This is a genomic window from Georgenia sp. Z1344, from assembly GCF_057652375.1.
Genome location: NZ_CM172728.1, coordinates 339,878 through 353,278, shown reverse-complemented (window position 1 = coordinate 353,278; position 13,401 = coordinate 339,878). Strand labels below are relative to the sequence as shown.

13 protein-coding genes are annotated in these 13,401 nt (G+C 71.6%); 7 read left to right on the top strand and 6 right to left on the bottom strand.

Going from position 1 to position 13,401, the window contains the following annotated elements:
• Positions 1-84: 84 nt before the first annotated feature.
• The 6 genes from AC24FB_RS01545 to AC24FB_RS01520 all read left to right on the top strand — a co-directional run bounded on the left by AC24FB_RS01545 (position 85) and on the right by AC24FB_RS01520 (position 5,668).
• Positions 85-663, top strand: a complete 579-nt coding sequence (locus tag AC24FB_RS01545) for an amino acid synthesis family protein (protein WP_425713139.1) — start codon at positions 85-87, stop codon at positions 661-663.
• Complete coding sequence (locus AC24FB_RS01540; protein ID WP_425713140.1) at positions 660-1,859, top strand: amidohydrolase family protein; 1,200 nt, start codon at positions 660-662, stop codon at positions 1,857-1,859. Before AC24FB_RS01545 ends, AC24FB_RS01540 begins: the two co-directional genes overlap by 4 nt.
• A gap of 44 nt (positions 1,860-1,903) precedes the next feature.
• The gene (locus tag AC24FB_RS01535) at positions 1,904-2,107 is read left to right on the top strand and encodes a ferredoxin (RefSeq protein ID WP_425713141.1); all 204 of its coding nucleotides are present in this window, start codon (positions 1,904-1,906) and stop codon (positions 2,105-2,107) included.
• Between the two features lies 1 nt (position 2,108).
• Positions 2,109-3,302 (top strand): NAD(P)/FAD-dependent oxidoreductase, encoded by a 1,194-nt coding sequence (locus AC24FB_RS01530; protein ID WP_425713142.1) that lies wholly within the window; start codon positions 2,109-2,111, stop codon positions 3,300-3,302.
• A gap of 46 nt (positions 3,303-3,348) precedes the next feature.
• Positions 3,349-4,485, top strand: a complete 1,137-nt coding sequence (locus AC24FB_RS01525; protein ID WP_425713143.1) for an alpha/beta hydrolase family protein — start codon at positions 3,349-3,351, stop codon at positions 4,483-4,485.
• Positions 4,486-4,627: 142 nt separating this feature from the next.
• Positions 4,628-5,668: a helix-turn-helix transcriptional regulator gene (locus AC24FB_RS01520; protein ID WP_425713144.1), complete on the top strand. Its 1,041-nt coding sequence runs from the start codon at positions 4,628-4,630 to the stop codon at positions 5,666-5,668.
• A gap of 17 nt (positions 5,669-5,685) precedes the next feature.
• Here AC24FB_RS01520 and AC24FB_RS01515 read toward each other — a convergent pair whose 3' ends face one another.
• The 6 genes from AC24FB_RS01515 to AC24FB_RS01490 all read right to left on the bottom strand — a co-directional run bounded on the left by AC24FB_RS01515 (position 5,686) and on the right by AC24FB_RS01490 (position 11,469).
• Complete coding sequence (locus AC24FB_RS01515; RefSeq protein ID WP_425713145.1) at positions 5,686-6,459, bottom strand: MBL fold metallo-hydrolase; 774 nt, start codon at positions 6,457-6,459, stop codon at positions 5,686-5,688.
• Positions 6,456-7,598, bottom strand: a complete 1,143-nt coding sequence (locus AC24FB_RS01510) for an ABC transporter ATP-binding protein (RefSeq protein WP_425713146.1) — start codon at positions 7,596-7,598, stop codon at positions 6,456-6,458. The genes AC24FB_RS01515 and AC24FB_RS01510 overlap by 4 nt, the downstream gene beginning before the upstream one ends.
• Entirely contained in the window at positions 7,595-8,512 is a 918-nt protein-coding gene (locus AC24FB_RS01505; RefSeq protein WP_425713147.1) for an ABC transporter permease, read from the bottom strand. Before AC24FB_RS01505 ends, AC24FB_RS01510 begins: the two co-directional genes overlap by 4 nt.
• Positions 8,509-9,360, bottom strand: coding sequence for an ABC transporter permease (locus AC24FB_RS01500; RefSeq protein ID WP_425713148.1), 852 nt, complete (start codon positions 9,358-9,360; stop codon positions 8,509-8,511). The genes AC24FB_RS01505 and AC24FB_RS01500 overlap by 4 nt, the downstream gene beginning before the upstream one ends.
• On the bottom strand, positions 9,357-10,397 hold the full coding sequence (locus AC24FB_RS01495) for an extracellular solute-binding protein (RefSeq protein ID WP_425713149.1): 1,041 nt from the start codon (positions 10,395-10,397) through the stop codon (positions 9,357-9,359). Before AC24FB_RS01495 ends, AC24FB_RS01500 begins: the two co-directional genes overlap by 4 nt.
• 268 nt (positions 10,398-10,665) lie before the next feature.
• Positions 10,666-11,469, bottom strand: a complete 804-nt coding sequence (locus AC24FB_RS01490) for a glycerophosphodiester phosphodiesterase (protein WP_425713150.1) — start codon at positions 11,467-11,469, stop codon at positions 10,666-10,668.
• A gap of 351 nt (positions 11,470-11,820) precedes the next feature.
• Between AC24FB_RS01490 and AC24FB_RS01485 the strand changes: the two genes are divergently transcribed.
• Positions 11,821-13,266 (top strand): C40 family peptidase, encoded by a 1,446-nt coding sequence (locus tag AC24FB_RS01485; RefSeq protein ID WP_425713151.1) that lies wholly within the window; start codon positions 11,821-11,823, stop codon positions 13,264-13,266.
• The last annotated feature ends 135 nt before the right edge of the window (positions 13,267-13,401 follow it).

Here is a 13,401-nt window from a genome sequence, read left to right as displayed (position 1 = left end):
AGCGACGGCGTTCCGACCATCGTCCGATCCACCGTCGCCGGGCCGATCGCCCGCACCGCCACCACTACTCCACCGGAGGACCACGTGCTCGAGATCCGCAAGCTCTTCTCACAGGTCGACGTGACCTACACCGCTGCCGGCGCGACCGACGACGGTGAGCCGCTGCGCAAGGTCGTCGTCGCCGCCGTCGTGGCCAACCCCTACGCCGGGAAGGGCTTCATCGAGGACCTCCAGCCGATCATCGACGCCTCCGCCGAGCTCGGCACGCTACTGGGGACCGAGGCGGCGAAACTCCTCGGCGCGCCGGTCGAGAGCTACGGCAAGGCGGGGATCGCCGGCATCAACGGCGAGCAGGAGCACGTGAACGCGGCACTGACCTCCGTCTACGGCAACGCGTTCCGCGACGCCATCGGCGGCGGGAAGGCGTGGATCACCTCGGTGACCAAGGTCGGGCTGGCCGGCGACACGATCGACGTGCCGACCGCCTTCAAGGACGACGTCTGGGTGCGCAGCCACTACGACGCGACCGAGGTCCGCGTCCCGGACGCGCCCCGTCCCGACGAGCTGCTCATCATCGGCGCCGTCACCAACCGTGGCCGGATCAACGCCCGCGTCGGCGGCATGTCGCTCGCCGAGGCGAAGGAGAAGGGGGCGACGGCGTGACCAGCCTGGCTGTCGTCGGCGCGGGAGCCGTCTTCTCCGGGGACATCGACTCTCCGGTCCTCGACGGGATCGACACGCTGATCGCCACCGACGGCACGATCACGGCCCTCGGGACCCGTGCGTCGCTCGCCGCAGAGGTCGAGTCCGCCGACCAGGTCCTCGACGCCGACGGGATGACGCTCGCCCCCGGCCTCATCGACTCGCACTGCCACGTCGTGCTCGGCGACTACACGCCACGGCAGAAGACGGTCGACTTCCTCGCCAGCTACGTCCACGGCGGCATCACGTCCGTGGTGTCGCCGGGCGAGATCCACGCGCCGGGCCGACCGCACGACGCGATCGGCGTCAAGGCGCTCGCCATCGCGGCGCGCTCGACCTTCCGGAACTTCAGCCCCGGCGGCATGACCGTGCACGCCGGCGCCGTCGTCCTCGAGCCCACGCTCACCGAGCAGGACTTCGCCGACCTGCAGGAGGCCGGGGTCAACCTCGCCAAGTTCGGGTTCGGCCTCTACGAGGACCCCGCCGACGGCGCCGACCAGGTGCGCTGGGCGCAGCAGCACGGCATCCGCGTCATGTGCCACTCCGGTGGTGCGTCGATCCCGGGGAGCCAGCCGATCACCCCGGACCACCTGCTCGCCCTGTCCCCGGACATCTGCGGCCACATCAACGGTGGGCCGACCGCGCTGGACCCCGCGGGGGTCGACCGGATCATGGACGAGACCGACATGGCTCTCCAGCTGGTCCAGGCCGGCAACTTCCGCTCCTCGGTGCGCATCCTCGAGCGGGCCGCCGCGAAGGGCATGCTGGCCCGGATCGTCATCGGTTCCGACACGCCCACCGGGACCGGCGTCATGCCGCTCGGTGTCATCAAGACGGTCGCCGAGCTGTCCTCGTGGACCGACGTCGATCCCGCCGTGCTGTGGGCCGCCGCCTCAGGCAACAACGCCCGCACGTGGGACCTGCCGGCCGGCTTCCTCCAGGTGGGCCGTACGGCCGACCTCGTCCTGATGGACGCCCCCTGGGGCTCGCTCGCCGGAGACGCGCACGGCGCCCTGGCCACCGGTGACATCCCCGGCATCGCCGCCGTCGTCACCGGGGGAGAGGTGCGCGCCCTGCGCTCCCGCAACACACCCGCATCCGCTCGTTCCGTCACGCCGACGCCGGCGCTCGCGCACCTGGCGTCCTCCGGCCACTGAGCACCGCCGGGCACCCGCCCGGATCACGAAGGAGACGACTACTCATGGCACTCAAGCTCACGCTCGACCTCGACCTCTGCCAGGGCTATGCCAACTGCCTGATCGAGGGACCGGGCTACTTCGACTTCGACGACGAGGCGGAGAAGGCGATCCTCCTCAAGGAGGACGTCCCGGACAGCGATCGTGCACTCGCGGAGAACGCGGTGCGTGGCTGCCCGGCGCGCGCCATCGCGCTCGAGGAAGACTGAGATGAGACGGGTCGTCGTCGTCGGTGGGTCGCTCGCCGCCGTGCACGCCGCCGAAGCCCTGCGCGAGCGCGACTTCGACGGAGAGATCACCATCATCTCGGCGGAGCAGCACCTGCCCTACGACCGCCCGCCGCTGTCGAAGGAAGCACTCTCGAGCGGCGTCGACGTCGAGAAGCTCTACCTGCGCTCGCCGCAGTGGTACGAGGACCACGCGATCGACGTGCGGCTCGGGGCCGCGGCGGCCGGCCTCGACGTCACGAACACCGTCGTCCACCTCGCCGACGGAACCGAGGTGCCCTACGAGGGCCTCGTGCTCGCGACCGGGTCGCGGGCCCGCCGGCTGCCCGTCGTCTCCGGGCTGCCGGACGCACACGTCGTGCGCGACATCGGTGATGCGGCGGAGCTGCGTGAGAAGCTGCGTCCGGGCAAGCGCCTCCTGCTCGTCGGTGCCGGTTTCATCGGCCTTGAGATCGCTGCGACCGCCCGCCAGATGGGCGTCGACGTGTCCGTCATCGAGGTCGGTCGAGCACCGCTGGCCCGCGCGCTGGGGGACGAGGTCGGTGCGTGGTTCCGCGACCTTCATACGCGCAACGGCATCGACATCGTGTGCACGTGCTCGGTCGAGCGGTTCGAGGCGACCAGGGGCGGCGTGCGTGCTGAGCTCAGCACGGGCGACGTGCTCGATGCGGACATCGTCGTGGGCGGGATCGGGGCTACACCGAACGTCGAGTGGCTCGAGGGCTCTGGTCTGAGTGTCGCCAACGGCGTGCTCACCGGTGCCGACCTGTCGACCGGTGTCCCCGGTGTGGTCGCAGCCGGTGACATCGCCCGCTGGTACAACCCGCTCTTCGACGAGGAGATGCGTGTCGAGCACTGGACCAACGCCGTGGAGCAGGGCCGGCACGCCGCGCACACGCTGCTCGGTACCAGCGAGGCGTACAGCAGCGTCCCCTACTTCTGGTCCGACCAGTTCACCGCCAAGATGCGCTTCGTCGGGACCGGTATCGCTGCCACCGACGTCGTCGTCGAGGACGCGACCGACACGCGCCTGACCGCCCTGTACGGGCGGGACGGCGTCATCCGTGGCGCCGTGGCGGTCAACGCACCCCGCCAGCTCGTCAAGTACCGCACGGCCATCCGCGACCAGGTGCCGTGGCAGGAGATCGCACCCGCCGCGATCTCGGCCGTGCGCTGATCGACCGAACCTGACCAAGCAGTCCGACACCACCCAAGGAGAAGTTATGACCGAGACGCCGACCCAGGACGACTCCCTGTCCGTCATCGAGCTGTTCCCGCAGGACGAGGACTGGTCCCTGCAGACCATGCGTCTGCTTGCACAGGTCGCGGTAGGCGGATCCGACCTGTTCGAGTGCGCCCGCACCGCCGCGCGCATCGGCGACTCGACCGACCCCGAGCTGTGGCAGCAGGAGTGGAGCAACACCGCCAAGGCCACCGCGGCGGCGGGGGAGAAGGCCATCGCCGAGGGGCACATCGCCACCGGCCGGCGCGCACTCTTCCGTTCGATGAGCTACTGGCGCCACAGCGAGTTCTTCCTCAACTCGTCCGACCCGCGGCGTACCGAGGCCTACACGGAGGGGACCAAGAACTTCCAGCGTGCCGCCGAGCTCACCGACGGACTCATCGAGCGCATCCACGTGCCCTTCGAGGGCATCACCATGGACGGCTACATCGTGCGTCCCGACAACTCGGGTGCCAAGCGTCCCACCGTGCTCTTCCTCGGTGGTGCCGATTCGTGGGCCGAGGAGCTGTACTTCCTCGGCGGGACGGAGTTCCCCGCCCGCGGGATGAACGTCGTCATGGTCGACACCCCGGGCCGCGGCTCGTCGCTGCGCTTCAAGGAGCTCTACAGCCGACCTGACTACGAGGTCCCGGTCGCGGCGATCCTCGACTTCCTCGAGCAGCGGGACGACGTCGACAAGGACCGCATCGGTCTGGCCGGGGTGAGCTTCGGCGGCTACTACGCGCCGCGCGCCGCCGCGTTCGAGCCGCGGGTCAAGGCCGTGGCGGCCTGGTGCGGCACGTGGAGCATCCTCACGGACTTCTACGAGTACTACCCCCCGCTCCACGAGCAGCTGCAGTGGCTCTCGGGTTCGAAGGACGATGCCGAGGCGCGCGAGAAGCTGGCGAAGTTCACGCTCGACGGCGTGGCCGAGAAGATCGACGTCCCGGTCTACGTCATGCACGGGACGAAGGACATCATCATGGACATCGAGGGCGCGAAGAAGTTCGTCGACGCACTGACCGTCGAGGACGTCACCTTCGACATCTACGACGGCGCGGGCTCGCTGCACTGCAACTACGACCACCTCGCGGTTGCGGCGTCCCGGCTGACGGACTGGATGGCCGACCGGATCTGATCGGCCGATGCGCGACCGGGGCGGCATCGGGCACGATCACCCGGTGCCGCCCGGCGGGCGGTACCACCAGGCGTCGACGGCGACGCGAGGACGAGGCAGCCGGTGACCGGCGAGGGGGTCTGACGAAGGGGTGGACGGACTGATGGTCACAGGTGAGAACAGGCAGCTCGAGAGCCGGTTCGAGTACGTACGTGCGATCCAGAGCGCCGTGAGCGTGGACGAGGTCCGTCGTGCGTATCACGAGGCGGTCAGTCTCATCATCCCCGCGGACGGGATCGGGATGTACCGGTTCGCCAGTCCCGGCGTGCCTGCGCTCTTCGCCTCCAACCTCAGCGACGAGTTCATGGCCGCGTACGAGGCCGAGGGTCGCAACGACGATCCCGTTCTCGACGCCGTCACCGACAACGTGCTGCCCGCGGACTCGACGAACGTCGTGCGCGAACAGAGATGGCTCGAGTCCGGCGCCCGTGCCGTGCTGCTGCGGGAGAACCTGGCGCACTCCCTCGAGGCACCGATCCTCATTGCCGGCGAGGTCGCCGGAACCGTGAACTTCGCCCGCGCGACCGACGCCGAACCGTTCACGCTGGTCGACCTCACGACCGCCAGGTTCGTCAGCGAGCACCTCAGCCTCGCGCTCGAACGGGCGCGGCGCTTCGAGCAGGCCGGCGACCGGGCCGCACTTCTCGGCGGAGCGCTCGATCACCTCTCCCAGATGGTCGTCGTCGCCGACGCCACGAGCGGTGAGCGCGTGTTCGCCTCGCGCAACCTGGAGGTCCGGTTCCCGGAGTCGGCGCACGGGCTCATCGACTCGGTCGTCGCCGACTTCGTCGCGGAAGGGCGGCGCGCACTCACGGCGAACGTGCGCGACGACGCCTCGGGGGAGCGCCTCATCATCAAGTGCTCGATCGCGCCGACCTACGACGCCATCATCGCCGTCGTCTTCGAGGCGCCCGACGAGGAGGACTGCGCGCTCCCCGCGTGGGAGGTGCTCTCCCCTCGTGAGCAGGAGATCGCCGAGTACGTCAGCAAGGGCATGACGACCAAGGAGATCGCCGACATCGCGTTCGTCAGCCAGAACACGGTCAAGCAGCACATCAAGCGGATCTTCGCCAAGACCGGTGTGCACAGCCGGGCCGAGCTCGTGCACCTGATCTGGGCATCGCGCGGTCACGACCGCGTGTGAGTCGGCCTTCCGGCCGGTCAGCCCAGCTGCATCACGAGGCCGGGGGCCGCGAGCTCGACCGGGCCGTCGTAGACGGCGCGCGCCTCGGCGAGGATCTCCTCGCCGTCCGCCGGGTCGGCCAGGTGCGTGATGACGAGCCGCCCGGCGTTGGCGGCCGCGGCGAGCTCGCCAACCGTCCGGCCCGTGAGGTGGCCGTGGTTGGACACGTCGATCCCGGCGCTGTGCCGGTACGTCGCCTCCGCCAGCAGGACGGGCACGTTCCGGCACTGCTCGACGAGCTCGTCCGTCAGCCCCGTGTCGGCGGTGTAGGCGAGGCCGAGGTCGTCGAACCGCATGGCCAGCGTCGGTACCGGGTGGAAGGCCGGGATCGTGGTCAGCGTCGTGCCGTCCACCGTCACGGTGGCGCCCGGCTCGATCTCGGTGAGGTCGAACCCGTCGCTCAGGGGCGCCGCGAGTGCCGGCAGCGAGGGGATCCCGTAGACGCCGTCGAGCCCGACGAGCTTCTTCCCGAAGCCCGTCGGCGCCCACATCGGCACAGCGGGCAGCCGCTCGGGGAAGCCGCGCCGGTAGGCGAGGGCCGTGAGGTCCGCGCAGTGGTCGGCGTGCTCGTGGGAGATGACGATCGAGCTCAGCTCGCCGAGGTGGCCGCGCGTGGCGAGCTCCGCGACGACGCCGGGCCCGCAGTCGACGAGCGTGGCCCCGCCCTCGTGGTGGAGGAGGTAGCCGACGGCGGCGCCGAGGCTGGACGGCGCGGTCGCTGAGGCGCCGAGGACGGTGAGGGTCGCGCTCATCGGGTCACCACCGGGACCGCGCGCGAGCCGCTGGGCCGCACGGCGACGGCCGAGTCGACCTCGCTGGCGTAGACGCTGTGTGCCGGGACGGTGGGGCCGTCGGTCAGGGCCACCGTGAGGCGGTACCGGTCGCCGGCGAACTCGGACGTCACGACGGTGCCGGTGGCGGCCCCGTTCGTGAGCGCGGCGGTTTCTGCGTCGGTGGGATACGCGGTCAGGTCGGTCCAGCGCAGTGCGACGTGCATGTCTGTGTCCTCCAGGCTGTTGGTGGTGTCGTCGTCGGGGGATGTTCCCGCCGGGAGGCGGAGGCCGCCGGCGAGACGCGCGTGGTGCTCGCCGTCCCGTGTGGCGGGGACGACCACGGCGTGGCCGAGGAACTCCGCCGCCCACGAGGTCGCCGGCCGGTCCCAGAGCTCGGCGGGCTCCCCGGACTGCACGAGGTTCCCCGCGCGCAGCAGCACGAGCTGGTCGCCGAGCGCGAACGCCTCGTCCTGGTCGTGGGTCACCAGCAGCGTGGTCACGCCGGAGGCCCGCACGAGCGCGGCGAGCTCGGAGCGGAGCAGGACCCGCAGCTGGGGGTCGAGGGCGGCGAGCGGCTCGTCGAGGAGGAGCAGCCGGGGCGAGGGCGCGAGCGCGCGGGCGATGGCCACGCGCTGGCGCTGACCGCCCGAGAGCTCGGTGACCGGCCGGTGGGCGAGGTCCGCGATCTGGCACAGCTCGAGCATCTCCGTCACTCGCTCGGCCCGCTTCTGGGCCGGAACGCCCTGGGCCTTCAGGCCGAACGTCACGTTGCCTGTGACGTCGAGGTGGTCGAAGAGGGCGTACTGCTGCGGCACCCACCCCACCCGGCGCTTGGCCAGCGGCACGGTGGTGGTGTCGACGTCGTCGACGTGGATCGTGCCCGCGGTGGGACGCAGGAGCCCGCCGACGAGCTTGAGGAGCGTCGTCTTCCCGCAGCCCGAGGGGCCGACGAGCGCGGTGATCGATCCGGGCGCGGCGTCGAGGTCGAGGTTCGTCAGGGCGTTGCCCTCGGCTCCGTGGTAGCGGAAGCCGAGGCCGCGGCAGGTGAGGGCGGCGGCGTCCTGGGCGGTGGGTGTCGACGTCGTGCCGGGTGTCGTGGGTGTCGTCGTCACGCTCATGCCTGGCCCATCTTCGCGCCGCCGAGCCGCTCGAGCGCGAGGGCCGCGGGGACCACGAGCACGAGGAAGAGGACCGTCGCGGCGGCGGCGGCCTCGAGGCGGCCGGTGAGGTAGCCGTCGTACAGCACGACCGGGACCGGCTGCTGCAGCGGCGTGAACAGGAAGAACGACACGTTGAACTCTCCGAAGGACAGGGTGAGGACGAGCAGGGTGGCCGCCAGCAGCGCGCCCCGGGACGCGGGCAGGGTCACCGTGAGGAAGCGGCGGACGGGGCCGGCGCCGAGCGACTCGGCGACCGACTCCTGCAGGCGCAGGGCGGGGCTGGCCATCGCGGGGGTGAGCGCGCTGAGGAGGAACGGCAGTGTGTAGAGCACGTGCCCGCCGATCATCAGCACTCCCGAGGGGCGCAGCAGCGGGTAGGCGAGGATGAGGCCGAGGCCGAGCGCGATGCCCGGCACGGCGATCGGCACGTTGGTCACGGCCCGGAGCAGCGACCGGCCCGGGAACCGGTAGCGGGCGATGGCCCAGGCCGCCGGCAGGCCGATGGCCATGTCGATGACGAGCACGAGCAGCGCCACGCTCACGCTCACGCCGATGTTGCCGGCCATGTCGTCCCACGCCTCGACGATCCACTCGAGGGTGAGGCCCCCGAGCGGACCCTCGCGCCAGCTGCGGCTCAGCGCGACGAGCAGGACGAGGGGGATCGGCAGCGTGGTGACCAGGGCGGCGACGATCGCGAGGACCTGGCCGACCCGGGTGACGCCGTCGTGCCGGAGCGGGGTGGCGGACCGCGCGCGCCGGCTCGTCGTCGTCGGCCCGGGGGTGTCCGGGGTTCCCTGAGCGTCCGGTGCCGCGGAGAGCCCGGGTGCGCCGTTCGTCGTCGTGACCCCGGCAGGGGTGGTCGCCTCGCTCATGGCGCGCTCCTCCTCACCTTGACGTCCCCGAGGTTCCCGACGCCGACGAGGATCACCGTGGTCAGGAGCGCGAGGAGCACGGACAGGGTGGCCGCGAGCTCGGGCTGGAAGCCGTCCGTGAACGCCGAGGCGATCTCGACGGGCAGCACGTTGAGGTCGCGGCTCAGGGTGGCGGCCGTGCCGAACGCGCCGAACCCGGTCGCGAGGGCCAGCGCGGCCGAGCTCGCCATCGCCGGCCGGAGCGCGGGCAGGATGACGCGGAGGTAGATGGTCGCGGTGGACGCCCCGAGCGAGCGGGCGGCCTCGATCGTCTCCGGACGGACGGCCCCGGCCGCGCCGCGCACCACGAGCACCACGCGCGGGATCTGGAAGTAGAGGTAGGCGATGAGCAGTCCCACCCACGTGTAGGCGATCTGGAGCGCCCGCTCCCCGGTCGCCGCCTCGAAGAGCTTGGGGATCACGCCGGTGTTGCCCACGAGCAGGATGACGAAGAAGCCGATGACGATCCCGGGCAAGCTGAGGGGGATGGTCATCGCCGTCGCGAGGAGCCGGCCCGCGCGGGAGCGGTCGCGCTCGAGGTACAGGGCCGCCGGCACGCAGATGACCAGGGCCAGCACGGTGGAGGCCACGGCGATCCCGGCGGTGAACAGGAGCGACTCGAGGTAGCGGCTGCTCGTCAGCACCTCGCCGTACCGGTCGAGGCTCCAGCCGCCCGCCTCCGCCCCCGTGCTGCGCACGACGAGCAGGATCATCGGCCAGACGAGGAGGACGAGCAGGACGAGGACGATCGGTGCGACGAGGGCCGCCGCCGGGCTGCGGCGGCTCCCGTCGATGGACCGAGAGATCACTGAACCTCGGACTCGAACTGCGCGAGGACGTCCTCCTGGACGGTCTGCATCTCCTCGAAGTCCGGGATCGTCACGAGCTCGTCGTAGTTCTCGGGGAAGACCTCGGCGATCTCCTCGGGGATCTCGACGTCGCGCACCGGGCGCAGGTAGCTCTCAGCGAACAGTGCCTGGGCCTCGTCGCTGAGGGAGTAGTCGAGCAGGGCCTGGCCGGCGGACTCGTGCGGGGCCTCGGCCACGAGGCTCATGACGTAGGGGATCGCGAGCGAGCCCTCCTCGGGGTAGACGACCTCGATCGGGTCGCCGGCCGCCGCGAGCTGGTGGCCGTTGAAGTCGGCGTCGATGAGGATGGGGATCTCGCCCTGCTGCACGGAGGCCGTGGCCGTCTGGGCCGGGTTGACGACTCCGTTGTCCGCCATCGCGGACGCCCACTCGAGGCCCGGGGTCGGGTCGTCGAGCGTGCCGCCGAGGGCGAGGTTGGCCGCCGTGAGGACCGAGTAGCCGACGGCCGCCTGGGTCGGGTCGAGGTAGCCGACCATGCCCTCGTACTGCGGGTCGGTCAGGTCCTCCCAGCTCTGCGGCACGGGCACGTCGCCGAGCTCGTCGGTGTTGACGATGAACGCCACGGCGCCCTGGTGGACGGTGAACCACTCGCCGTCCTCGTCGCGGAGGTTCTCGGGGATCTCGTCGAACCCCTCGGGCTCGTAGCTCGTCACGAGGCCGGCGTCGGAGGCCTGGTAGCCGAAGACGATGCCGTAGTAGGCGACGTCGGCGGCCGGCGCGGCGGCCTCGGCCTCGAGCGCGGCAAGCGTCTGGCCCGAGTTCTTCGGGTCGTTCGGCGCCTCGATGCCGGTCTCCTCGGTGAACGCCTCGAGCACGCCGCCCCAGTTCGCCCACTCGGCGGGGGTGTTGTAGCTGATGACGATGTCGTCCGAGGACCCGCCGTCGCCGCCCGACCCGTCGTCGGACCCGCCACCTCCGCACGCGGCGGTGAGGAGGAGGGCGCCCGCAACGGCGCTGACACGCAGGGTGGTTCGCAAGATGAAGCTCCTTGACGAGGTGGTGGGGAGAACACAGGGGAGGGGAAAGGCGGTCGGAGGGACCGGCGGCTCGGGACCGGCGCCTGGGGGACCGGCGTGACGCCGACCGACATCGTGCGGAACGCGAGTGACCGGCCGATGGCCGTCGACCGCCCCGCGGGTGAACGGCCGACGACGCGGCCGTTCACCCGTTGGTGCTAGTCAGGGCGGTGTCGGGGATGGGTGGTTCGTGCGGATGAGCTCGGCGGGCCGGCCAGCCCGCGATCGCTCAGCGGCCGAGCTGGGCGTGCAGGTCGTCGAGCCGGTCGGTCATGAACATGTCGAGGTCGTACTCGATCGCGGTGGTGTTGTCGCCCTCGCTCGCGGTCGGCCACGCCCAGCCGACCGTCTCCAGCCCGAGGGACTCGGCGAGGTCGGCCTTCGCGCGGGTCCAGGCGCCGATGTTGACGTTCGCGGCGTCGTAGCCGAGCTCGGCGGTCTCGCGCAGCCAGGCGTCGCCCACGTTGATCGGCCCGCTGTAGCCACGCACCCGCATGAGCGAGATGTCGGTGCCGGTGTCCCGGACGGCGGCGAGGAGGTCGTCGTCGAGGGACGAGACCCACATGTCGTCGATCGCGCCGGCCGCCTCGATCGTCTCGACGAGGTCGTCGGCCGACTCCGTGGTGGTCCGCGACGTCGACTTGTACTCGACGACGAACGACAGGTAGCCCTCGCTCCCGTACGTGGCCAGGACGTCGTCGAGCTCGGGTAGCGCGCACCGCTCGGTCACGACCTCGTAGGCGTCCCGGTCGATGGTGGCCGAGCCGCCGGGGCCGCTGCACCTGTTGTCGTGGTTGAGGAAGAACGTGTCGCCGTCCGGGTTGTAGATGACGTCGATCTCGACGAGGTCGGCGCCCTTGTCCACGGCGCTCCGGATGCCCGCGACGCTGTTGTCCGGGTGGTGCTCCTTGTCGCCGCGGTGGGCGATCGACTCGAGCGAGTCGGTCTGGGCCGCGAAGGCGGGAGCCGTGACGGCTGCCGCGAGGGCGGCGGTGGCGACGGCGGTCGAGATCCGACGAGTGGTCGTGCGCATGGTGGTCCCCCTGGGATGGATGTGTGATCAGCCGTGATCTGGCGTGATCGCACGCACCATGTCTGACCAGGTCGAACACCGGCTCAATCGCCGGTGACGAGGCGATGAACGGCCCACGACGACGAACGGCGGCCGTGTTGGTAGCACCGTCGTGACCGAGTCACGGTTCGGTGGCGACCGTGTCTCGATGAGATGTACGTCTCATTTCACTCGAGTCACTCTAATGCACTCTTTTTATCTCTAGTCTCACGAGTAACACGGCCATCGTGCCGGGGACAGCCACCACAACTCGCGTGCAGCGACGCAGGTGGGACGGGGCTGGGGGGCCTGAGCGCGAACGAGGAGAGAACTGTGCGTCTGACGAGATGGCTGCCCGCAGGTGCGGGCATGGGCCTGGCGATCGCGTGCGTGGCCAGCTCGGCCGCGTACGGCACGGACGGCAACGTGGGAACGACGCCCCAGGGGGAGCAGTTCGCGCGGATCGCCATGCACGGGCCGATCGCGGCGTCGAGCGCCTTCACCTTCGGATCGACGACGACGAGTGCCTTCACCTTCGGCCCCGAGTCCACGCGGCCGCTCACGCCGACCCGCGCGATGGCCGCCTGGCCCTCGAACGAGCCGGCCGCTCCGCTGTCCGGTGCCGACGAGACGCGCACGACGACGATGGAGCCGGGTGCCCAGGGCGACGCCCTGTTCGTCGGCGACTGGGACGGCGACGGCTCCGTCTCCGTGACCGTCCGCCGCGGCAACGCCATGTACGTGCGTAACGCCCGCGACCACGGTGCCGCCGACCACGTCTTCCACTACGGGCAGGCGGGCGACCCGATCGTCGTCGGGATCCGCGCCGACGGACGCAGCACGTTTGCGATCGACCGGGGCCCGCTCGCAGAGCCGGAGCCGGAGCCGGTCGTCGAGCCCGAGCCCGTGCAGGTGGCGGAGCCCGAGCCGGTCGTGGAGCCTGAGCCGACTCCCGAGCCTGCGCCGGAGCCCGAGCCGGTGGTTGAGCCTGCACCTGAGCCCGAGCCGGTGGTCGAGCCTGAGCCGACTCCCGAGCCGACGCCGGAGCCCGAGCCGACGCCGGAGCCCGAGCCGACCCCCGAGCCTGAGCCTGAGCCGACCCCGGAGCCGGAACCCGCTCCGGAGCCCGAGCCTGAGCCGACTCCCGCGGCAGAGCCTGCGGCGGAGCCGGTTCCCGCGCCGGAGCCTGCACCCGAGCCCGAGCCCGAGCCCGAGCCCGAGCCCGAGCCCGAGCCCGAGCCCGAGCCGGAGCCCGCCCCGCGCCCTGCACCAGCTCCCGCCCCTGAGCCGGAGCCCGCTCCCGCCCCGCGGCCTGCGCCGGCACCTGAGCCTGCTCCCGCGCCGGCCCCGGCGCCCGTGCCGGCTCCTGCACCTGCTCCGCCGGCCCCCGCTCCTGCGCCCGAGCCCACCCCGCCCCCGGCGGCCGCTCCAGCGTGGCGCGGCGACGCCGTCGTCTCGGTGGCACGCCAGTACACCGGGTCGCCGTACGTCTGGGGCGGGACCACGCCGGGTGGCTGGGACTGCATCGGCTTCGCCGGGTACGTCTACGGGCAGTTCGGCGTCACCCTGCCGCGCACCACGGCGTGGGGCGCGTTCGCCCACTTCGAGCAGGTGCCGGCGAGCCAGGCGCGTCCGGGCGACCTCATCTGGTGGCCCGGCCACGTGGCGATCTACACGGGCAACGGCCAGAACATCGGCGCCTGGAACCCCGGCATGGGCACCCGCGAGGGCCCGAACCGCTGGGTCGCGGGCACCCCGGTCTTCCTCCGGGTGCTCTAGCGCGAGTGCCTGCGGCTGGACACGGCTCCGGCCGCAGGGCCCGCCCAGCAGGATGCGTCCGGTCGGCCCCGAGCACTCCACGGTGTCGTCCTCCGGCATGCGGCGACCCGCGGGAGGCGAGGCGTCGGCCTGGAC

Bases quoted from the DNA above. Each gene is read 5' to 3' on its own strand.
- AC24FB_RS01535 (WP_425713141.1), top strand. From the start codon at position 1,904: ATGGCACTCAAGCTCACGCTCGACCTCGACCTCTGCCAGGGCTATGCC.
- AC24FB_RS01530 (WP_425713142.1), top strand. From the start codon at position 2,109: ATGAGACGGGTCGTCGTCGTCGGTGGGTCGCTCGCCGCCGTGCACGCC.
- AC24FB_RS01525 (WP_425713143.1), top strand. From the start codon at position 3,349: ATGACCGAGACGCCGACCCAGGACGACTCCCTGTCCGTCATCGAGCTG.
- AC24FB_RS01520 (WP_425713144.1), top strand. From the start codon at position 4,628: ATGGTCACAGGTGAGAACAGGCAGCTCGAGAGCCGGTTCGAGTACGTA.
- AC24FB_RS01515 (WP_425713145.1), bottom strand. From the start codon at position 6,459: ATGAGCGCGACCCTCACCGTCCTCGGCGCCTCAGCGACCGCGCCGTCC.
- AC24FB_RS01510 (WP_425713146.1), bottom strand. From the start codon at position 7,598: ATGAGCGTGACGACGACACCCACGACACCCGGCACGACGTCGACACCC.
- AC24FB_RS01505 (WP_425713147.1), bottom strand. From the start codon at position 8,512: ATGAGCGAGGCGACCACCCCTGCCGGGGTCACGACGACGAACGGCGCA.
- AC24FB_RS01490 (WP_425713150.1), bottom strand. From the start codon at position 11,469: ATGCGCACGACCACTCGTCGGATCTCGACCGCCGTCGCCACCGCCGCC.